We start from the raw sequence: 19,963 nt of genomic DNA, 5'->3' as shown, positions 1-19,963 counted from the left end.
TGTCATTCCCTGGGGAACTCGAGCCCCATCTCCCGGTAGCGGTCGGGATCGTCGCCCCAGTTCTCACGCACCTTCACGAACAGAAACAGGTGCACCGGCACGCCGGTGATCTCTGCGATTTCCTTGCGCGCCTGCGCGCCGATCGACTTGATCGTCGCGCCGCCCTTGCCGAGCACGATCTTGCGCTGGCTGTCGCGCTCCACGAAGATCGTCTGCTCGATGCGGATCGAGCCGTCCTTGCGCTCGGTCCAGCTGTCGGTCTCGACCGTGGACTGGTAGGGCAGCTCCTGATGCAGATGCGAATAGATCTTCTCGCGGGTGATCTCAGCCGCGAGGTGCCGCATCGGCGCGTCCGACATCTGGTCCTCGGGATAGTGGAACGGGCCGGGCGGCACCATCTCCGCCAACGCCCGCCTGAGATCGTCGACGCCGTCGCCGGAGATCGCCGAGATCATGAAGGTGCGTGCGAACGACAGCTTCTCGTTGGCAGCCGCGACCAGCGCCAGCAGCTTCTCGCGCGGCACCAGGTCGACCTTGTTGACCACTAGGATCTTCTCGTGCGCGACCGCCGCCGCCTTGTCGATGATGGACTGCGCCTCGTCGTCGATGCCCTTCTTGGCATCGAGCAGCACGCAGACGACATCGGCGTCGTGCGCCCCGCTCCAGGCCGTCGTGACCATGGCGCGGTCCAGCCTGCGCTTCGGCGCGAAGATGCCGGGGGTATCGACCAGGATGATCTGAGACGCCCCCTCGATGACGATGCCGCGGATCAGCGCCCGCGTCGTCTGCACCTTGCGCGAGACGATCGTGACCTTGGAGCCGACCAGGGCGTTGACGAGCGTCGACTTGCCGACATTGGGCGCGCCGATCAGCGCGACGAAACCGCAGCGGGTCCCGGCAGCCGGCACCGATTGTTGTTCAGCCGTCATTGCTGCCGCCGCTGACGCCTTCGCGCTCGATCATGACAGATGCCGCCACCTTTTCTGCCGCGCGCTTGGAGCCGCCGATGCCTTCGGCCGGCTCCAGCCCCGGCAGGTCGACGGCGACACGGAACTGCGGATCGTGATGCGGGCCGGTGCGCTCCACCTCCCGGTAAACCGGGGTCGGCAGGCCCTTGCCCTGCGCCCATTCCTGCAGCACCGTCTTCGGATCGCGCAGCGGGCGCCGCGGCTTGTGCATGCGCTCGGTCCAGTTGCGCTCGACGAAGCCCGCCGCGGCGGTGTAGCCGCCGTCGAGGAAGATCGCGCCGATCACCGCCTCGCAGACGTCACCCAGCACCGACTTGCGCAACCGCGCCCCGGCGCCGGCGCCGACCGCGCCGAGCTTGATGTCGTCGAGCAGGCCGAGCGACTTGGCGACGTCGGCGCAGCTCTCCTTGCGCACGAGATCGGCGAGCCGCTTCGACAACTCCCCCTCGTCCGCGCTCGGAAACGAGCGGTACAGCATGTCGGACACGATCAGGCCGAGCACGTGGTCGCCGAGAAATTCGAGCCGCTGATAGCTGTCGCCGCGCTTCTTGGACGATTTCAGCGCCGAGACGTGGGTGAAGGCGGTGCTGAGCAGCGACGGATCGGCAAAGTGATGGCCGATGCGCGCCTCGATCGCCGCATTGGCGGCCTTGTCCGCGGCCTTGGCGCCCTTGGCGGCGCCGGTCCCCGCGCTCTTGGCACGGCGGCTGCCCTTCGCCTTGCTGCGCGGCTTGCCATCGGATTCGGCCTCGGCAACGAGCGCGGTCGGGTCCACCCCATCGTCGGTCGGGCCAGCGGGCCCCGTTTCGGACTCGACGGTCTTCATGTCTGGCTTGGAGACCGGCTTCGCCTCGGTCCTGGAATCGGCCTTTGGCTCGGTCTTTGGCTCGGTCTTGGGCTCGCTCTTCTGCTCGGGCTTGATCTCAGACTTCGGCCGCGACACAGCCTTGGGCGACGCCTCCAGCGCACCCGTGCCGGGTTGCGGGCTCGATGCAGCAGCCTGCGTGGTCTGGATATCGGGTGAGTCGTCGATCATCGCACGAATTTGAAGATTCGATTCCAGCGCACCGATACCGGCCAGCGCCAGAACGCCCAGGCATGCTCGCCTTCGGCAATGGAAAAGAAGATCAGCTGCGCACGGCCGACGATGTTCTCGAACGGCACGTAGCCGACCTGGCTGAGGAAGCGGCTGTCGGTCGAGTTGTCGCGGTTGTCGCCCATCATGAAGAAGTTGCCGGCCGGCACGGTATACACCGCGGTGTTGTCGACATAGCCGTTGTCGACGCAGTCCAGCGTCTCATAGCTGACGCCGTTCGGCAGCGTCTCCTTCCAGCGCTTGACGCGCGCGGTCGAGTCCGGCTGCCCGCAGGGATCCTCGCCGATGAAGTCGGACAGCCGCTCGCGCTGCACCGGCTTGTCGTTGATGTAGAGCAGCCCTTCGCGCACCTGGATGCGGTCGCCAGGCAGGCCGATCACGCGCTTGATGTAGTCGGTGGTATCGTCCTTCGGGAGACGAAACACGACGATGTCGCCGCGGTTCGGCTCCGAGCCGAAGATGCGGCCCGAGAACAGCGGCGGCGACAGCGGGATCGAGTAGTGGCTATAGCCGTACGAATATTTCGATACGAACAGATAGTCGCCGACCAGCAGGGTCGCCTTCATCGATCCCGACGGGATGTTGAACGGCTGGAACAGGAACGTACGGATCACCAGCGCGATCAGTAGCGCATGAACGACGACACGAACGGTTTCACCGAGGCCGCTCTCAGTCTTGGTTCCGGAGGTCACGCTCATCGCTCTTTCAATGTCCCTTGGCGAATGGTCCGACGATTCGCCAGCCGTTGCCGAACACCCCTCCGTCCGCGAACACCATACCGTTCCGCGGCTTAAGGGAGTCTGTCCTGATTCTGGTGGTTAAGGCCAACTCCGGTTTGACCCAGAATCCGCCCGTGATGCAGCCGGTTCGATCCCGGCGGGTTTTAGACGACTGCGCGGGGCCGCGCAATCAATCGCCGCATCAAAACTACATAACTCGCTGAAATCGATCGCATTTTTGTTTTTCCTGCTGGGGCGGCCGCCCGTCAGGATGTCTCGCGGCGCACCGCCGAAATTATGACGAAGGCTTGCGCCAGCGGCCAGTCGTCGGTGATCGACAGGTCGATGCGCGGCTCGTGGCCCTCGGGGGTCAGCGCCTTCAGCCGTTCGGCCGCGCCCCCCGTGAGCTGCATGGTCGGCCGGCCGCCGGGCAGATTGACGACGCCCATGTCGCGCCACCACACCCCCTGACGGATCCCGGTGCCGAGCGCCTTGGCGCAGGCCTCCTTGGCGGCGAACCGCTTGGCGTAGGTGGCGACCACCATCTTCTCGTTCTTGGCCCGCCGCTCCGCCTTGGCGCGCTCGGCCGCGGTGAAGATCCGGTTCAGGAAGCGCTCGCCGTGCCGGTCCATCACCTCGGCCACGCGGCGGATGTCGATCAGGTCGGAGCCGATGCCGATGATCATGCCGCCGTCCCCAACCGCGCACGGCCGCGATCCATCGCCTCGCGCATGGTGCGGACGGTCTCGGCGAGGCCCACGAACAGCGCCTCCCCCATCATGAAGTAGCCGATGTTGAGCTCGACGATCTCCGGCAGCGTCGCGATCCGCTCGGCGGTGGCATAGTCGAGCCCGTGGCCGGCATGGACCTCGAGCCCGGCTGCATAGGCCTGCCGGGTGCCGGTGACGATCCGCTCCCACTCCGCGTCCGCCTTGTCGTGGTGGCCGTCGGTGACGGCGTCGCACCAGCCGCCGGTGTGGATCTCGATCACGGGCGCGCGCAGCCGCGCCGCCATCTCGATCTGCGCCGGGTCGGCGGCGATGAACAGCGAGACCCGGATGCCGGCATCGCCGAGCCGGGCGATCGCCGGCGCCAGCGCGTTGTGCTGGCCGACCACGTCGAGGCCGCCCTCGGTGGTCAGCTCCTCGCGCCGCTCCGGCACCAGGCAGCAGGCATGCGGGCGCGTCGCAAGCGCGATCCGCACCATCTCCTCAGTGGCCGCCATCTCGAAGTTCAGCGGCTTGGAGATCTCGGCCTTCAGCCGCGCCATGTCGTCGTCGCGGATGTGCCGGCGGTCCTCGCGCAGATGCGCCGTGATGCCGTCGGCCCCGGCCTCGATCGCAAGCAGCGCGGCACGCACCGGATCGGGGCTGCGGCCGCCGCGGGCATTTCGCAAGGTGGCGATGTGGTCGACGTTGACGCCAAGGCGCAGCTTCGGAGGATGTGACTTCGACGGATCGGACATGGGCCGGCTCGCAGGACTTTCGAGTAGACTACGGCTTGTTTAGCTCATCCCGAAGCAGAACGCCGCAGCCATCCCCGCAGATTAGCCATTCACCCGGTCGACCCGCGCCACGATGGTCTTGGCGCGCAACTGGTTGATGATCGCCGAGAGATGCTTGAGGTCATAGACCTCGAGATCGATCGTGAGCTCGGTGAAGTCAGGCGAGCGGCGGCTCATGCTGATGTTGTCGATGTTGCCGTCATGCTCGGCGATCACGGTGGCGACCTGGGCGAGGCTGCCCGGCTCGTTGACGTTCTCGACGCGAATGCGCGCCGGAAAGCGCTGCGGCGAGGTCTCGTCGACGTCCCAGCGCACGTCGAGCCAGCGCTCTGGCTCCTCCTCGAAATCCTTCAGCGCCGGCGACTGGATCGGATAGATCGTGATCCCCTCGCCCGGCGTCACGATGCCGACGATGCGGTCGCCCGGCACGGCACCGCCGTTGGGCGCGAACTTCACCGGCAGGCCGGAATTGAGCCCGCTGATCGGGATGGCAAACGGGCCGCGGTGGGGCTCGGCCGCAGGCGCGGCAGCCTTGGCTGCCGGCGCGGCGGCCGTCTTCTTGGCGCCGTAGCGCACGACGCGCTCTTCCTTGTAGTCCGGATACATTGCGCGCGCGACGTCGGAGGCCTTGATCTCGCCGCGGCCGACCGCCGCCATCACGTCCTCGATCGAGGCGCGCGCCAGACGCGGCAGCGCGCCCTTGAGCTTGTCGTCGGCATATTCGAGCTTGGTCCGCTCGAACAGACGTTCGACGATGCGCCGGCCCAGCCCGGCATATTGATCGCGCACGGCGGTTCGGGTGGCGCGCCGGATGGCGGCGCGTGCCTTGCCGGTGATGGCGAGCGTCTCCCAGGCCGAGGGCGGCGCCGACTGCGCGTCCGAGGTCAGCACCTCGACCTCGTCGCCGTTCTGCAGCTCCGACGACAGCGCGGCGAACTTGCCGTTGATCTTGCAGCCGACGGCGCTGTTGCCGACGTCGGTATGCACGGCATAGGCGAAGTCGATCACGTTTGCGTGGCGTGGCAGCGCGATGAGCTTGCCCTTCGGCGTGAAGCAGAACACCTGATCGTGAAACAGCTCGAGCTTGGTGTGCTCGAGGAACTCCTCCGGATTCGCGCTCTCCGACAGAATGCCGATAGTGTGGCGCAGCCAGGCGAAGGCATTCGATTCGCGCTTCAGCCGCTCCGTCGGCGAGGCGAGATCGTCCTTGTAAAAGGCGTGGGCGGCGATGCCGAGTTCGGCGATCTGGTCCATGTCCTCGGTACGGATCTGCAGCTCGACGCGTTGCTTGCCTGGGCCGATCACGGTGGTGTGGATCGAGCGATAGTCGTTCTGCTTCGGCGTCGAGATGTAGTCCTTGAAGCGGCCGGGCACGACTGGCCAGGTCGTATGCACGATACCGAGCGCACGGTAGCAGGATTCGAGATCGGGCATGATGACGCGAAAGCCGAAGATGTCGGACAGCTGCTCGAACCCGATGGATTTGCGTTCCATCTTGGTCCAGATCGAGAATGGCCGCTTGCGGCGGCCGAACACCCGTGCCGTGAGGCCATGCTCGCGAAACTTGCGGGCCAGCTGGCTCTCGATTTCGCCGATCAGGTTGCGATTGCGCTCCGCCAGCGCATCGAGCCGCTGCATCACCACGCTGTACGCCTGCGGGTCGAGCGTCCGGAACGAGAGATCCTCGAGCTCCTCGCGCATCTCCTGCATGCCCATGCGGCCCGCGAGCGGCGCGTAGATGTCGAGCGTCTCCTCAGCGATCCGCCGCCGGGATGCCTCCGGCACGAACTCCAGCGTGCGCATGTTGTGCAAGCGATCGGCGAGCTTGACCAGCAGCACACGCACGTCGTCGGCGATCGCCAGCAGGAGCTTGCGCAGATTCTCGGCCTGCTTGGCCTCGCGCGAAACCAGCTCGAGCCGTTTCAGCTTGGTCAATCCCTCGACGAGCGCACCGATCTCGGGGCCGAAGAAGCGGTCGATCTCGGCGCGGGTCGCCTCGGTGTCCTCGATCGTGTCGTGCAGCAGCGCCGCGACGATGGTGGCGTCGTCCAGCTTCAGGTCGGTCAAAATGGCCGCGACCTCGAGCGGATGCGTGAAATACGGGTCGCCGGACGCGCGGGTCTGCGACCCATGCGCCTTCATGGCGTACACATACGCGCGGTTGAGCAGATCCTCGTTCGTATCCGGATTGTAGGAGCGGACCCGTTCCACGAGATCGTACTGTCGCATCATGCGGGAGCGCGGCTTCGGCGGCCGCGGCCGCTCAGCCGGCGGCGAAGGCGCCAACGCGGCCGATTCGGCCGCCGCCTGCATCTGCTGAGGAGTGTGGCCCGAAACCACCATGGAAAATGACTAAACCTTTATCTTCGTGACCAAATCTGCCGGATGGCAGGCGTTTGTCGCAGCCCTATGGTAATCACGGAATCACGTTCAAATGCAAAGGCCCGGACGTGGTCCGGGCCTTCACATTCTCACAAGTCAGCTGGAGCTCGCGCTGACGGTGACGAGACCGTCACTCGTCCTCTTCCGGCTGCTCTTCCGGCGGAGCGAGGCCCTCGAGGCCCTTCAGCAGCTCTTCCTCGGTCATGCGCTCGACGGCGACCTCGGTGTCGTCGGCATCGACGCTGGCACCGGCCGAGCCGATCAGCGGCACCGTGTCCGGCTCCGGCTCGTCGACCTCGACGAACTTCTGCAGCGAATGCACCAGTTCTTCCTTCAGATCCTCGGGAGAAATGGTCGAATCCGCAATTTCCCGGAGTGCGACGACGGGATTCTTGTCATTATCTCTATCAATTGTAAGTTGTGATCCCGACGAGATCATGCGCGCGCGATGCGCGGCCAGGAGAACCAGGTCGAACCGGTTGTCGACTTTATCGATACAATCTTCCACAGTGACGCGCGCCATTGTCGCTCCGGTCCTTTGTGTGCTTAATATGCTGATTATGCTGGGCTAGTTATAGAGGCTGGCTGGCTTTCGCAAGGCAAAACTGGCGTCAGGGTTCGGTAAGGGGCAAGGAGTACCGAATTCGGCAACCTTGACTGGCGCTCCGTCCAGACCCGCGGAATTCGGGCCTTGGACAAGAAAACGCTTCATTACGTCGTCACAAGTACGCCTTTGTTGCCCCGATCACTCCGGTTTGCGGTAACCTCACACCAGATGGACCGCCGACGCCTTGGCAGTATCTTGAAATGGAGTGCGCGACCGACTGGAGTCGCGCCCAAAATAGAATCTAACTGAACGCGAGACACTGAATGTCATCTTCGACCAACAAGATTGCGCTCTTCATTGACGGCGCCAACCTATACGCCACGGCCAAGACGCTCGGCTTCGACATCGACTACAAGCGCCTGCTCAAGGAATTTCAGAGCCGCGGCACGCTGCTCCGCGCATTCTATTACACCGCGATCATCGAGGATCAGGAGTACTCGTCGATTCGGCCCTTGATCGACTGGCTCGACTACAACGGCTATACCGTCGTCACCAAGGCGACGAAGGAGTTCATCGACGCCAGCGGCCGACGCAAGGTCAAGGGCAACATGGACATCGAGCTCGCCGTCGATGCCATGGAGCTCGCCGAGCATATCGACCAGATGGTGCTGTTCTCGGGCGACGGCGACTTCCGCTCGCTGGTCGAAGCGATGCAGCGCCGCGGCGTTCGCGTCACCGTGATCTCGACCATCTCCAGCCAGCCGCCGATGATCGCCGACGAGCTGCGCCGTCAGGCCGACGTCTTCACCGACCTCATGGAGTTGCAGTCCAAGCTCGGCCGCGACCCGTCGGAGCGCCCCGCCCCGCGCGAGCCGCGCCACCATTCCCCGCAATTCCTGCAGCGCTCCACCACGCCGGCCGCCCGCGCCACGACCACCGCCACCACCACGCCCAACGATGACGATTTCGAGGACTAGGCGGACGGGCACTCAGCCTGCGCCGCCTGCCCTGTCTTCGACCAATCCCGATCGAGACTGTCCGCTGTGCCCTCGCCTCGTGGAATTCCGCGAGGCGCAGCGCGCGCGCGAGCCGTCATGGTTCAACGCGCCTGTGCCGTCGTTCGGTGATCCCGATGCGCGGCTGTTGATCGTCGGGCTCGCGCCGGGGCTGCAGGGCGCCAATCGGACCGGGCGTCCCTTCACCGGCGACTATGCCGGCGAGCTGCTCTACGGGACGCTGCTGCACTACGGATTTGCGAAGGGCCGATTCGAGGCACGTCCCGACGACGGGCTGACGCTGGTGGATTGCCGAATCAGCAACGCGGTGCGCTGCGTGCCGCCGCAGAACAAGCCGCTGCCCGCCGAGATCAACCAGTGCCGGAGCTTCCTCGGCGCCACCATCGCCGCGATGCCGCGGCTGCGCAGCATCGTCGCGCTCGGCCGCATCTCCCACGACACGCTGCTGAAGCTGCTGGGCCTGCGCGCGGTCGCGGCGCCCTTCGCCCACGGCGCCGTGCACCAGGCCGGCGGGATCAGGCTGTACGACAGCTATCACTGCTCACGCTACAATACGAACACCGGCGTGCTCACGACCGAGATGTTCCACGCCGTGTTCGCGCGTGTGAAGGCGGATCTGGATTAGGTCGGTCCGCCCCATCCTCACGCGGCGACGCGGTTGTCCTTCAGCCACGCCAGCACGTCGCCCGCGTTCCTGTCCGGAGGAAACACCGGATAGAACACGTGGGTGATGCAGGCGTCGTCCACGATCATGGCAAGCCGCTTGATCATGGTCAGCCCGGCGATCTCCATCGTCGGCAACCGCAGGGCATTGGTCAGCTCGAGCTTTTCGTCCGACAGCACCGGAAACGGCAGATGCAGGCGCGAGGCCATCTCGGTCTGATAGGCATTGCTCTGCGTCGACAGGCCGAACACATGCGCGGCGCCTGCCGATTTCAACTCGCCGAACAGGTCGCGGAAGCTGCAGGTCTGCGGCGTGCAGCCGCGCGCCCCCGGGATCATGTCCCAGTCCTCGACCAGCGACACCTTGCCGGGTTCGCCGGTCCGCGGATAGGCGAAGACGACGGTCCGTCCCGGCAGATCGGACAGCGTGACCAGCGTGTCGTCGGTGGCACGCAGTCCGATCGCGGGAATGATCGTCCCGACCAGATGATCGGCTGCGCCGTCGTCGGTCGGAGCCGGAATCCGGCTCCAGTCGACATCCAAGAGGTTCTTCTGATTCATCGGATGCTGTCCCAAGGCTCAGGCGTGCCGCCGAGGAGCGCGCGGCAAAGGTCTCGTTAGCCGCGCGCCCGCAGCAGCCGGCCCTTCTCGCGGCCCCAATCGCGCTTCTTTTCGCTCTCGCGCTTGTCGTGCAGCTTCTTGCCCTTGGCGACGGCGAGCAGCAGCTTGGCGCGGCCACGCTCGTTGAAATAGAGCTTGAGCGGGATCAGCGTCATGCCTTCGCGCTCGACCGCGCCCATCAGCTTGTTGATCTGCTTGCGATGCAGCAGCAGCTTGCGCGGCCGCTTCGGCTCGTGATTGAAGCGGTTGGCCTGCAGATATTCGGGAATGTTGGCGTTGATCAGCCAGATCTCGCCGTCGCGCGAATCCGCATAGGATTCCGCGATCGTCGACTTGCCGCTGCGGACCGACTTCACCTCCGTGCCGGTCAGCGCGATGCCGGCCTCGATGGTGTCCTCGATCGCATAATTGAACCGCGCCTTGCGGTTCTCTGCGGCGACGGTGATCTTGGGCTCGTTCTTGTCTGCCACGTCAGGCCTTCTTCAGGAGATCCCTGATTTCGGTCAGAAGCTCGACCTCGGGTGTGGGCTTCGGCGGAGCGGCCGGCGCAGCCTCCTGCTTCCGCTTCAACGTGTTCATCAGCCGGATGACGATGAAAAGAACGAAGGCAACGATCACGAAGTTCAGCGTGATCGTCAGGAAGCTGCCATAGGCCAGCACCGCACCCTGCTTCTTCGCATCGGCAAGGTTGCCGGCATTTACCGCTTTGGACAGCGGGATAAAGTAGTTGGAGAAATCAAGGCCGCCGGTGACCGCGCCGATGATCGGCATGATGACGTCGCCGACCAGCGAGTTGACGATGGCGCCGAACGCCGCGCCGATGATGACGCCGACCGCGAGGTCGACGACGTTGCCCTTCATCGCGAATTCACGGAATTCCTTCAACATGCTCGCATCCCCCTCAAGATACGTCGGCTCAGTTGATCAGTCCGGCATGAACCATCGCCTCGCGCACCGCGACCCGGGTCGGCTCCGACACCGGCACCATCGGCAGCCGCAGCTTCTCCTCGATCTTGCCGAGCAGCGACAACGCGTATTTCACCGGCGCCGGGTTGGACTCGATGAACAGGTTGGTGTGCAGCGGCATCAGCTTGTCGTGGATCTTCAGCGCGGTGGCGACATCGCCCTTCTGCCAGGCCTGGTGGAATTCCGAGCACAGCCGCGGCGCGACGTTCGACGTGACGGAGATGCAGCCATGGCCGCCATGCGCCATGTAGCCGATGATCGTCGCATCCTCGCCCGAGAGCTGGTTGAACTCCTCGCCCATCGCGGCGCGCTGCTGCGACACCCGCACCATGCTGGCGGTGGCGTCCTTCACGCCGGCGATGTTCTTCAGCTCGAACAGGCGCTTCATGGTGTCGACGGACATGTCGATCACCGAGCGCGGCGGAATGTTGTAGATGATGATCGGAATGCCGATCGCGTCGTTGATCGCCTTGAAGTGCTGATACAGGCCTTCCTGCGTCGGCTTGTTGTAATAGGGCGTCACCACCAGCACCGCGTCCGCCCCCGCCTTCTCGGCGTGCTGGGCGAGCTCGACCGCCTCTTTGGTCGAATTGGAGCCGGCGCCGGCGACGACCGGCACGCGTCCCCGGGCCTCGGCAATGCACCACTCGACCACCCGCTTGTGCTCGTCATGACTGAGCGTCGGGCTCTCGCCCGTCGTGCCGACCGGCACGAGGCCGTTGGTGCCCTCGTCGATCTGCCAGTTCACGAGGCTGCGAAAAGCGGCCTCGTCCACGGACCCGTTCTTGAAAGGAGTGACCAAGGCGGTGAAAGAACCCCGGAAATTCGTCTTGGCTGCCATGAAACTCCCTCCCAAACGCCGTTTGGCCCCTGTGCGAGCCACTTCATACCGGGTCTACCGACGGGGCGGAAGGCCCGCCCGCGGTTGGGCTGCCTTCTCAACAGGCACACGAATCACTCGAGCCGCTTTGCCGCGCCCGCGATACCCCGGCCCCGCACGCTCCGCACCGATAAACGCGTGAGCACCCTTCTCTCCGACCCGCGCGGCCGCACGCCGCCCTTCGGTCGTGATTTCGCCGCGGTGTTGGCGCAGGTTGCAATCCTTCCCTGTATATTTAGGATTTGTTCACCTTTTCGATAGACCCATGTTGGTCAGGGGATCGAAGTCATCCGCCGCAAAAGGAACGCCGTGCCCTTTTCTGCCCGCGCCACTGCATTGCGATCGACCGCCCTGTCGGTGTCACTCTCGGTGTCCTTGGCCGCCGGCCTGACACTCGGATGGGCTCTCGCCGGACATGGCGCCCTCGCCAAGGACCAGGCTGCCAAGTCCAAGGTTTCAGAGTCCAAGGTTTCGGGATCCAAGGCTCATACGGCCAAGGTTCCCGTGCCGAAGGCGCGTCCGATCGCGCGCGGCGCGGTCTCCAAGACGAACACCAACGAGGCGGCCGGGACGAAGAGCAAGGTCGACGCGCACGCCGAGGCGAAGGCCGAGATCAAGAACACTCCCAAAGGCGCCGGCGCGGCGCCAAGAGACATCACGCCCGGTGCCGCGGCTGCGGCCCTGCCGGTCCGCCAGCATGCCGCCCTGCCCGCCTCCCGCAAGCCCGTGGTGCCGGCTGCGATCGCTGCGACGTCATCGACCTCGCAATCCGACAAGGAGGCGCTCGAAAACGTGATCGAGCTCGTCCGCAAGCGCAAGCCCGGCGACGCCACCGAGGTCGTGCAGGCGATCTCGGATCCCGTCGCGCGGAAGCTCGCCGAATGGGTGATCCTGCGCAGCGACAACAACAATGCCAGCGTCGAGCGCTACCGCGCATTCATCACCGCCAATCCGTCCTGGCCATCGCAGACCTTCCTGCGACGCCGGCTCGAGGCCGCGTTGTGGGACGACAAGCGCGACGATTCCGTCGTCTGGTCGTGGTTCGAGAACGAATCGCCGCTGTCGGCGAAGGGCAAGTTCGCGCTGGCCCGGGTGATGCTCAATCGCGGCGACCGCGCCAACGCCGAGCGCCTGGTGCGCGATGCCTGGCGCAACGACGCGATGTCCGAGGAGACCGAGACCAACATCCTGGACCAGTACGGCGCCCTGCTGTCCGGCGGCGATCACAAGGCGCGGATGGACACACTGCTGTATGGCAGCGAGCACGAGGCGGCGATGCGCGCTGCACGGCGGCTCGGCTCGGGCCACGTGGCGCTCGCAAAGGCGCGAATCGCGACCTACCGCAAAGCCTCCAACAGCCAGAGCCTGCTCGATGCCGTGCCGCGCGAGCTGCACGGCGATGCCGGCTACATCTTCAGCCGCATCCAGGTGCTGCGGCGCGACGAGAAGTTCGCCGAGGCGGCGCAGTTGATGCTCAGCGCGCCCAGGGATCCCGGCCGCCTGCACAATCTGGACGAATGGTGGATCGAGCGCCGCCTGCTGGCGCGCAAGATGATCGATACCGGCGATTATCGCAGCGCCTACCTGATCGCGCGGGACGCGGCGCTGCCGAACCGCGACATCTACAAGACCGAGCAGGAATTCACCGCCGGCTGGATCGCGTTGCGCTTCCTCAACGATCCCGCCACGGCGGCCCAGCACTTTGCGCGCATCGGCATCGGCAGCGTCAATCCGACCACCCTGGCCCGGGCCGGCTATTGGCAGGGCCGCGCGGCAGAAGCGATGGGGCGCATGCAGGAGGCGCGCGCGGCCTATATGTCGGCGGCCGAGCAGTCCACGAGCTATTACGGCCAGTTGGCGCGGGCGAAGCTCGGCCTGCCGCAGCTGGGCCTCAATGCCGCTCCGAGCGGCCGCGGACGCGGCGTCGAGCGGCTCGAGGTGGTGCGCGCGGTGCAACTGCTCTACGAGCTCGACGAGGGCGAGGTCGCGATCCCGATCTTTGCCGATATGGGCGACAACGGCGACCCCGACGTCCTGGTCGGAATCGCGGAGGCCGCCGCGCGAAACAGCGATGCGCGGGCGATGCTGCTGGTCGGCAAGGCCGCGCTCAATCGCGGGCTACCGTTCGACCATTACGCCTATCCGGTCACCGGCATTCCTGCGTTCCGCTCGCTCGGACCGGAGGTCGAGCCGAGCGTGGTCTTCTCGATCGCGCGTCAGGAGAGTGCCTTCAACCAGGCGGTGGTCTCGCCGGCCCAGGCCTATGGGCTGATGCAGGTCACGCCGGATGCCGGCCGCTACGTCTGCAAGCGCGCGGGCGTCAGCTTCGATCTGAACCGGATGAAGACCGACCCGGTCTACAACGCGCAGCTCGGCGCGGCCGAGCTCGGCGGCCTGCTCGAGGACTATCGCGGCTCGTACATCATGACGTTCGCGGCCTACAATGCCGGCCGCGGCAGCGTGAGGAAGTGGGTCGAACGCTATGGCGACCCGCGCGATCCGAAGGTGGACGCGGTGGATTGGGTCGAGCTGATCCCCTTCGCGGAGACCCGCAACTACGTGCAGCGGGTGATGGAGAACCTGCAGGTCTATCGCGCCCGCTTCGGCGGCGGCTCGCGGCTACAGATCGAGGCCGATCTGCGCCGCGGCGCTGTGGTGGAGTAGCGAAACCGACATCGGATCGTCGTCAATCGCTATTCGCTACTCCCTGCTCCCTATTCGCCTCTCATCACCAGTTGCGCTGAGCGCGCAGCAGCAGCGAGACCGAATCCTGGTCCTTCAGCTGATAGGTCGTGGCCGGTTTGGCAACCGCCGCAACCGCCGGCGCATTGGCGACGCCCGCGAACTTCTGATCCAGCCGGGTCCAGGCGACGTCAGCCGAGAAGGTCAGATTCTTGACCGGCGTCCAGCGCGTGATCACACCCAGAGTAGAGATGTTGAAGTCCGGGTTGCAGTTCGCACCGACGATGCCGAGAGCGACCATACCCGCACCGTTGCAGATCAGGCCCTTCGCTGTCGCATTATAGCGCACGGCGCTCCATGAGCCGTACACCGCGGTGTTCCAAGCCGGATCCCAGTTGTGGGTGAAGGCGCCGCGGACGCCGTAGGTCGTCGTCAGCTGCTGCTGGGTATTCGCCCCGAACACCGAATCCGACACGCCCGCGAAGCCCAGGCTCTGGAAAGCGCCGGCCATGTTGCTGCCGCCGTACATCGCGTAGTTGATCGGCGCGAGGCTCTGGAAGTTGTAGCGGCTGGCACCGTTGGTGTAGACGCCCTGCAGATTGATGGTGTCGCCGGCGCCGGTCGGGATATTCTTGATCGACAGGGCGAGCTGACCGGCGTAGCCCCATTTGTCGGCGGGATGCCCGGTCGTCTCGTTGGCACCGAAGAAGGCGGCGTGGTTGTCGTGCGCCGCGAAGGACGCCTGGAACAGGCCCCAGGCCTGATCGACGCGCACCATGCCGACGATGTCGGGCGCGACGTTGCCGCCGAAATTCGACGTGCCATAGCTGCCGGTGAGCACGCCGGCAGCCGTCTGTCCCGCCGTATTCCAGATCTGCGACTGCGAATACTGCGTCGCATCCTGGGCCGAGATCGCGGCCGTGATGCCCGAGCCGAAGTCCGCGGTGTAGGTGAACTGGTTGACGCCGGTGATGGTGCCGCCGCCGCCGGTCAGACCGTCGAAATTGTTGCCGGGGTAGTTGGCCCAGGGTGCGTCGAACTGCGACACGGCCTTACCCATGGTGAAGCCGGCGAACTGGATGAAGGCATAGAAGACGCCGATCCCGCCTTGCGCGATGTTGCCGTCAGCCTGCGCTCCAGGCGCGCCCGCCGTCGAATAGGCGGTTGCGCCCGTGGGGGAGCCGGTCCCGGAATAGCTGCCCCCGGTCCACTGGAAGACACCGTCGAAGAAGGTGCGCACGACGCCATATTCGGTCGCGGTGCGGGTGTCGATGTTGAGGTCGGCGCGCGAACGCGTCGTGTAGTAGTTGCTGAGACGATTTCGCCCGCCGGCGACGCCGTTCACGGCATTCTGGAAGATCGTATTCGTACCGAAGCCGGCCTCGGCACGCAGGTAGCCGCCGAGCTTGATGCAGGTGTCGGTACCCGGAATGTAGAAAAATCCGGCGCCGTACATCGAGCAGACCCTGACATACTCGACCGCTTTGGCCTTGATCGGAAGGTCGGCGGCCTGAGCCCCACCCATGGCGAGCAACGCCGCCCCTGAGCCCAGAACAAGGCTCCTCACAGTCTTCATACTAACCTCCAAATTGCTCAGTTCAGACCGGCCCGGCTCGACATCGAACGACCGCCCCAACGGTCAGCCCGTCTCCAGCTGCACCACAGTGCTCGCGCATAGCGTTGCAGTGGGAACGATCGCGAGGCAGAGTTGGTGCTTTATCGGACCATTCTCGTGACCGGCCGGATCACGCATGTGGCGCGGCCGCGGCACGGCACACGGTCGCCAGATCCCCAAGAGTAATGTGTCAGGGAAGACTTTCGCCGCCGAATGCGTGTCGCGCTCGTGGCGGGAATGCAGCAGGACGCGCGTCGAGAAGCGCGGCGAGCGCGAGGCTCCAATTTTCTGGCTCTGTCATCCCGGCGATCGTGACACGGGCCCTCGCCTGCCCGGGATCACGCAGGCCAAGCTTGGCTCAAACGTGCGGTCGAACCGAGCGCCCGCCGACCGCCTCTCACGCATGTTTGAGCCGGATGGCCACGAGGCGGTCGCGAAATTCCATCCAGATCGCACTCCGTCGCGTGGCCGCGCGGTGTGGTTCTCGGGCGGGTCTGCAGCATGTTTGTCAGCGACAGAGCGGAGCGGCGAGGAATGCGGATCTCGGCGCTGGAGCACGCGCTGGCGAGGCAAAGAAAAACCCCCGGCAGTTGCCTGCCGGGGGTTCGTCAAACCGTCGTCAGACGATCTGGATCAGAAGTTGCGCTGAGCGCGGAGCAGCAGCACAGCCGACTGCTGATCCTTCAGCTCGTACACCGCGGCCGGCTTCGCGACAGCAGCAGCAGCCGGAGCGGTGACCGAACCGGAGTGCTTCTGGTCGAGCCAGGAGTAGGCGAAGTCAGCCGAGAAGGTCAGGTTCTTGACCGGGGTCCAGCGCGTGATCAAGCCGAGGGTGGCCAGATCGAAGTCCGGATTACAGGTCGAACCCGCGTTGAAGGCCGCGACAACGCCCGGGCTGGTGCAGATCAGGCCCTTGGCCGTGCCGTTGTAGCGGACGGCAGCCCACGACCCGTAGATCGCAGTGTTCCAGGCCGGATTCCAGTTGTGGGTGTACGCACCGCGCATACCGTAGGTCGTGGTCAGCTGCTGCTCACCACCGGTCGTGAAGACCGAGTCGCCCACACCGGCAAAGCCGATGCTCTGATAGGCGCCAGCCAGACCCGTGCTGCCGTACATCGCGTAGTTGTTCGGCATCAGGCTCTGGATGTTGTAGCGGCTCGCACCGTTGGTGTAGACGCCCTGCACGTTGATCGTGTCGCCAGGTCCGGTCGGGATGTTCTTGATCGACAGGGCCAGCTGAGCCGCCCAGCCCCACTTGTCGGCCGGGTGGCCGGAGGTCTCGGACGCGCCGTAGTAAGCGACGTGGTTGTCATGCGCCGCGAACGACGCCTGGAACAGACCCCAGGCCTGGTCGACACGGACCATGCCGACGAAGTCCGGAGAGACGTTGCCACCGTAGTTGCTGGTGCCGTAAGCACCACCGATCACGCCAGCCGCCGTCGAACCCGCCACGTTCCAGAGGTTGTTCTGGTAGTAGGCGCTCGCATCCTGAGCCGAGACCGAGGCCGTGATGCCGGAGCCGAAGTCAGCAGTGTAGCTGAACTGATTGACGCCGGTGACCGTGCCGCCGCCGCCGGCGAGACCGTCGAAGTTGTTGCCCGGATAGTTGACCCAGGGCGTGTCGAACTGCGACACGGCCTTACCCATGGTGAAGCCGGCGAACTGGATGAAGGCATAGTACACGCCGACCGAGCCCTGCGCGATATTGCCGTCGGCCTGTGCGCCCGGCGCACCAGCGGTCGAGTAAGCGGTCGCACCGGTGGCCGAACCCGTGCCGGCATAGCCGCCGGAGGTCCAGCTGAAGGTCAGGTCAGCGAAGGTACGGACCACGCCGTACTCGGTCGCCGTGCGCGTGTCGATGTTGATGTCCTGACGAGCGCGGGCCGTGTAGTAGTTGCTCAGGCGGTTATGCGCACCACCCTGGCCGCTGTACGTGCCGTTGAAGTCGCTGTTCGTGCCGATCGCCGTTTCAGCACGGAGATAGCCACCGAGCTTGATGCAGGTGTCGGTGCCGGGAATGTAGTAGAAGCCCGCACCATACAGGGAGCAAACCTTCACATACTCGACCGCTTTGGCCTTGATCGGAAGGTCGGCCGCCTGAGCCGCGGACATGGCGAGCAGAACTGCCGCCGAGCCGAGGACAAGGCTCTTAACCGTCTTCATTTAAACCTCCAAGTTGCTCTTTTGAGAAAGAACCGGACCAAGATCCCCCAGGACGATCCGCTTCCTCTGCTCCCGAAAAACCGCTTCAGCCGCTTCGCGCCATCGGACACACCCGCATCACGCGAGGGACTTAAGCGAACCACCTGTCACGGGACGATCGAGTAACCCCCCACCGTCGCCAGGAACTATGCCTTCGCTCATTCGGTAAGCAAAATAGTTTATGCAGTCAGGTAATTGAATGAAGCCGAAATGTGTCTTGAGGGCAACACAATGGCAGCTAGTTGTGCAGCGCACGGGGGACGGCGCATGTCCTCCTAGATAAGTGATTTTGTTGCGGATTTTTTTTCTTTAGGGTCGAGCTTCGTACTGGAACTCCTGAGCAATGGCGCCCTTGAAGAACATGTCTGCCGCACCTGTGGAAGCGGACGCGCAACCGCAGACTGCCGAACATCTGCCGAAGAATCGCGACGCCATTCTTCGCTTCGCCAGGGAGATCTCCACGATCAACGTCCATCTGGAGGAGCTGAGGTACTTCTGGGCCAAGCGAATCGGCATCAGTGGCCCGCAATGGATGATCCTGATGGCGATCTCCGAGCTGGATCAAGGCGAGGGAGTCGCCGTGAATGCGGCGGCCAAGCGGCTGCACGTCGACCCTTCGTTCGTCACGACGCAGTCGAAGCTGCTGGAGAAGAAGGGCTTCATGGAACGCAAGCCCGCCCCCAACGATGCACGCGTGGTCCGGATGTCGCTCACCACCAAGACATCGGAGCAGTTCGCCGAGCTGGAAGCCCAGCAGGCGCAGATCTTCAGCTTCATCTTCGAGGAATTCGACGCTCGCGAGCTGGCGACGTTCACGGACAAGCTGGCTGGCCTCAAGGACCGTTTCGAGAAGGCCAGCGCGCGACTCACGATGGGGCTCTGAGGCCCCCGAGGCGACCACGGCCCAATCGCCTCTTACAGGCAGCGGGCCCAGATATGTGGTCGCATCAGCCAGGAGGCCGCTGAGACCCCGCCAGGCGCCTGGCGATCCAGTCGAAGACGAAGGCATCGGCTTCGAGCCAATCGGCGCCCGCGCTGGAGACGATCTTCAGAGTGATGTCCGGGTGCTCGCGCTTGATCTGCGCGATCAGCCGGGTTGCGATGTCGGCTCGAAGCCAGCCACGCTCCGGCACCGTCACCAGCAGCGGACACATGATCTGCCGCGCCGCCAGCCCTTCCGTCGCGATCGGCGGCCTGCCCCGCTCACACGCACCGGGTCGGCGCGACAGGAAGACACGCTCGTGAATATCCCACAAGCCGGCGTCGCAGACCGCCGCAGCATAACGCGGATCGAGTGCGATGCCGCGCGCGACAAAGGACGAACTCCAGTCGTCGGCCAGAATCGCGATCCGGCCTTCGTCCACGTCATCGCGGGACGTCACGTAGTCCGTCACGCTCGCGATGGCCGATTCGAGATCGCGACGGCCGACGATCTCCTCGAAGCGGCAGTCCGGTCCGCTGCCCAGCAGATCGACCACCAGCAGCGCCAAGCCACGCTGCTCCGCATGGGCGGCAAGCTTGAACAGCGACGTTTCCTTGCGACGGCCGGGCTCACCGATGCAGATGACGGTGGGCGCCCTGCCCGCCTCGCCACGCGCCGGCAGGAAATAGGCTTCGAGCGGATAGTCGGCGCGCCAGTGGATTGTGACGACCTCTCCTTGCGGATCGGCACAGCGCAGGAATTCGCGCGCACATTCGCGCATGCGGGACAGCACGACGTCCTGGCGGGAACGCGAGCTGCTGAACGGACAGGCCGCAGCCTCATAACAATCCACTGCGCGCGACCATTTGCGAAACGCCAGCTCGGGACGACCGCTGCTCACGGCGTCGGCGGCGGCAGCCTTCATGGCGTCCGCGCATTGCATCCACTCGCGATACCAGGACTCGTCGTCGCTGGCGTCGATCCGCTGCGCAACCGCCAGACATTCCGCAAGCTCGGCCCGGCCCTCGGGCCGCGCTTCCAGCAGCCGCGTGATGGCGCCCGCCAGATCGTCTTGCTCGGACCACGGACGCAGCACTCCCACAGAGCCTTCCGAACTCATCTTTGGACACATTCCTCACTGGCGTGACGGTGTGGCCCCGTCATCTGACGGTCATGGTGA

General features: G+C 65.1%; 18 protein-coding genes. 4 read left to right on the top strand and 14 right to left on the bottom strand.

All coding sequences use genetic code 11. The features are described 5' to 3' along the window. Positions 1–2: 2 nt before the first annotated feature. The 7 genes from era to rpoZ all read right to left on the bottom strand — a co-directional run bounded on the left by era (position 3) and on the right by rpoZ (position 7,192). Positions 3–929 (bottom strand): GTPase Era, encoded by a 927-nt coding sequence (gene era / locus ACQR2C_RS26815; RefSeq protein ID WP_315803998.1) that lies wholly within the window; start codon positions 927–929, stop codon positions 3–5. Continuing rightward, positions 919–2,004 carry a ribonuclease III gene (gene rnc / locus ACQR2C_RS26810; RefSeq protein ID WP_434882466.1) on the bottom strand — a complete coding sequence of 362 codons (1,086 nt, stop codon included), beginning with the start codon at positions 2,002–2,004 and terminating at the stop codon, positions 919–921. The genes era and rnc overlap by 11 nt, the downstream gene beginning before the upstream one ends. Beyond that, the gene (gene lepB, locus ACQR2C_RS26805) at positions 2,001–2,762 is read right to left on the bottom strand and encodes a signal peptidase I (protein WP_315804000.1); all 762 of its coding nucleotides are present in this window, start codon (positions 2,760–2,762) and stop codon (positions 2,001–2,003) included. Before lepB ends, rnc begins: the two co-directional genes overlap by 4 nt. Positions 2,763–3,049: 287 nt before the next feature. Continuing rightward, positions 3,050–3,469: a holo-ACP synthase gene (gene acpS / locus ACQR2C_RS26800; RefSeq protein WP_315804001.1), complete on the bottom strand. Its 420-nt coding sequence runs from the start codon at positions 3,467–3,469 to the stop codon at positions 3,050–3,052. Further along, positions 3,466–4,248, bottom strand: coding sequence for a pyridoxine 5'-phosphate synthase (locus tag ACQR2C_RS26795; protein ID WP_434882465.1), 783 nt, complete (start codon positions 4,246–4,248; stop codon positions 3,466–3,468). Before ACQR2C_RS26795 ends, acpS begins: the two co-directional genes overlap by 4 nt. 81 nt (positions 4,249–4,329) lie before the next feature. After that, complete coding sequence (locus ACQR2C_RS26790) at positions 4,330–6,630, bottom strand: RelA/SpoT family protein (protein WP_434882464.1); 2,301 nt, start codon at positions 6,628–6,630, stop codon at positions 4,330–4,332. Positions 6,631–6,799: 169 nt separating this feature from the next. Then, positions 6,800–7,192: a DNA-directed RNA polymerase subunit omega gene (gene rpoZ / locus ACQR2C_RS26785; RefSeq protein ID WP_006612728.1), complete on the bottom strand. Its 393-nt coding sequence runs from the start codon at positions 7,190–7,192 to the stop codon at positions 6,800–6,802. 347 nt (positions 7,193–7,539) lie between these two features. Here rpoZ and ACQR2C_RS26780 point away from each other — a divergent pair, with 347 nt between their 5' ends. After that, complete coding sequence (locus ACQR2C_RS26780) at positions 7,540–8,193, top strand: NYN domain-containing protein (protein ID WP_315804003.1); 654 nt, start codon at positions 7,540–7,542, stop codon at positions 8,191–8,193. Further along, the gene (locus tag ACQR2C_RS26775) at positions 8,174–8,857 is read left to right on the top strand and encodes a uracil-DNA glycosylase (protein WP_315804004.1); all 684 of its coding nucleotides are present in this window, start codon (positions 8,174–8,176) and stop codon (positions 8,855–8,857) included. The genes ACQR2C_RS26780 and ACQR2C_RS26775 overlap by 20 nt, the downstream gene beginning before the upstream one ends. A gap of 17 nt (positions 8,858–8,874) precedes the next feature. Here ACQR2C_RS26775 and ACQR2C_RS26770 read toward each other — a convergent pair whose 3' ends face one another. The 4 genes from ACQR2C_RS26770 to dapA are packed head-to-tail and all read right to left on the bottom strand — an operon-like array spanning position 8,875 to position 11,323. Next, a complete protein-coding gene (locus ACQR2C_RS26770) occupies positions 8,875–9,456 on the bottom strand; it encodes a peroxiredoxin (protein WP_315804005.1) in 582 nt (193 codons plus the stop codon). A gap of 56 nt (positions 9,457–9,512) precedes the next feature. Next, positions 9,513–9,986, bottom strand: a complete 474-nt coding sequence (gene smpB / locus ACQR2C_RS26765; protein ID WP_315804006.1) for an SsrA-binding protein SmpB — start codon at positions 9,984–9,986, stop codon at positions 9,513–9,515. A 1-nt stretch (position 9,987) separates the two neighbouring features. After that, positions 9,988–10,404 carry a large conductance mechanosensitive channel protein MscL gene (gene mscL, locus ACQR2C_RS26760; protein WP_316181903.1) on the bottom strand — a complete coding sequence of 139 codons (417 nt, stop codon included), beginning with the start codon at positions 10,402–10,404 and terminating at the stop codon, positions 9,988–9,990. A gap of 28 nt (positions 10,405–10,432) precedes the next feature. After that, positions 10,433–11,323 (bottom strand): 4-hydroxy-tetrahydrodipicolinate synthase, encoded by an 891-nt coding sequence (dapA, locus tag ACQR2C_RS26755; protein ID WP_315752947.1) that lies wholly within the window; start codon positions 11,321–11,323, stop codon positions 10,433–10,435. 348 nt (positions 11,324–11,671) lie between these two features. Here dapA and ACQR2C_RS26750 point away from each other — a divergent pair, with 348 nt between their 5' ends. Then, a complete protein-coding gene (locus ACQR2C_RS26750) occupies positions 11,672–14,026 on the top strand; it encodes a lytic transglycosylase domain-containing protein (protein WP_434874496.1) in 2,355 nt (784 codons plus the stop codon). Positions 14,027–14,090: 64 nt separating this feature from the next. Here the strand turns inward: ACQR2C_RS26750 and ACQR2C_RS26745 are convergent, their stop codons facing one another. Together ACQR2C_RS26745 and ACQR2C_RS26740 are read right to left on the bottom strand one after the other, a co-directional pair. Continuing rightward, positions 14,091–15,620 carry a porin gene (locus tag ACQR2C_RS26745; protein WP_434882463.1) on the bottom strand — a complete coding sequence of 510 codons (1,530 nt, stop codon included), beginning with the start codon at positions 15,618–15,620 and terminating at the stop codon, positions 14,091–14,093. A gap of 672 nt (positions 15,621–16,292) precedes the next feature. Further along, a complete protein-coding gene (locus tag ACQR2C_RS26740; protein ID WP_315804010.1) occupies positions 16,293–17,822 on the bottom strand; it encodes a porin in 1,530 nt (509 codons plus the stop codon). A gap of 400 nt (positions 17,823–18,222) precedes the next feature. Here ACQR2C_RS26740 and ACQR2C_RS26735 point away from each other — a divergent pair, with 400 nt between their 5' ends. Beyond that, positions 18,223–18,744 (top strand): MarR family winged helix-turn-helix transcriptional regulator, encoded by a 522-nt coding sequence (locus ACQR2C_RS26735; protein ID WP_315804011.1) that lies wholly within the window; start codon positions 18,223–18,225, stop codon positions 18,742–18,744. A gap of 64 nt (positions 18,745–18,808) precedes the next feature. Here ACQR2C_RS26735 and ACQR2C_RS26730 read toward each other — a convergent pair whose 3' ends face one another. Beyond that, entirely contained in the window at positions 18,809–19,885 is a 1,077-nt protein-coding gene (locus ACQR2C_RS26730) for an alpha/beta hydrolase family protein (protein WP_315804012.1), read from the bottom strand. Positions 19,886–19,963: the final 78 nt, after the last annotated feature.

The sequence above is a fragment of the Bradyrhizobium sp. HKCCYLRH3061 genome (assembly GCF_051168015.1).
GTDB lineage: Bacteria > Pseudomonadota > Alphaproteobacteria > Rhizobiales > Xanthobacteraceae > Bradyrhizobium.
Note: the sequence above shows the minus strand (reverse complement) of the source record. Positions and strands in the feature narration are given on the sequence as shown.

What these genes read in the sequence shown, in the direction of transcription:
- rnc (WP_434882466.1), bottom strand. Translation starts at nt 2,004, where the DNA reads ATGATCGACGACTCACCCGATATCCAGACCACGCAGGCTGCTGCATCG.
- ACQR2C_RS26795 (WP_434882465.1), bottom strand. Translation starts at nt 4,248, where the DNA reads ATGTCCGATCCGTCGAAGTCACATCCTCCGAAGCTGCGCCTTGGCGTC.
- dapA (WP_315752947.1), bottom strand. Translation starts at nt 11,323, where the DNA reads ATGGCAGCCAAGACGAATTTCCGGGGTTCTTTCACCGCCTTGGTCACT.
- acpS (WP_315804001.1), bottom strand. Translation starts at nt 3,469, where the DNA reads ATGATCATCGGCATCGGCTCCGACCTGATCGACATCCGCCGCGTGGCC.
- ACQR2C_RS26740 (WP_315804010.1), bottom strand. Translation starts at nt 17,822, where the DNA reads ATGAAGACGGTTAAGAGCCTTGTCCTCGGCTCGGCGGCAGTTCTGCTC.
- ACQR2C_RS26735 (WP_315804011.1), top strand. Translation starts at nt 18,223, where the DNA reads ATGTCTGCCGCACCTGTGGAAGCGGACGCGCAACCGCAGACTGCCGAA.
- ACQR2C_RS26770 (WP_315804005.1), bottom strand. Translation starts at nt 9,456, where the DNA reads ATGAATCAGAAGAACCTCTTGGATGTCGACTGGAGCCGGATTCCGGCT.
- ACQR2C_RS26745 (WP_434882463.1), bottom strand. Translation starts at nt 15,620, where the DNA reads ATGAAGACTGTGAGGAGCCTTGTTCTGGGCTCAGGGGCGGCGTTGCTC.
- ACQR2C_RS26790 (WP_434882464.1), bottom strand. Translation starts at nt 6,630, where the DNA reads ATGGTGGTTTCGGGCCACACTCCTCAGCAGATGCAGGCGGCGGCCGAA.
- era (WP_315803998.1), bottom strand. Translation starts at nt 929, where the DNA reads ATGACGGCTGAACAACAATCGGTGCCGGCTGCCGGGACCCGCTGCGGT.
- ACQR2C_RS26775 (WP_315804004.1), top strand. Translation starts at nt 8,174, where the DNA reads ATGACGATTTCGAGGACTAGGCGGACGGGCACTCAGCCTGCGCCGCCT.
- mscL (WP_316181903.1), bottom strand. Translation starts at nt 10,404, where the DNA reads ATGTTGAAGGAATTCCGTGAATTCGCGATGAAGGGCAACGTCGTCGAC.
- ACQR2C_RS26780 (WP_315804003.1), top strand. Translation starts at nt 7,540, where the DNA reads ATGTCATCTTCGACCAACAAGATTGCGCTCTTCATTGACGGCGCCAAC.
- rpoZ (WP_006612728.1), bottom strand. Translation starts at nt 7,192, where the DNA reads ATGGCGCGCGTCACTGTGGAAGATTGTATCGATAAAGTCGACAACCGG.
- lepB (WP_315804000.1), bottom strand. Translation starts at nt 2,762, where the DNA reads ATGAGCGTGACCTCCGGAACCAAGACTGAGAGCGGCCTCGGTGAAACC.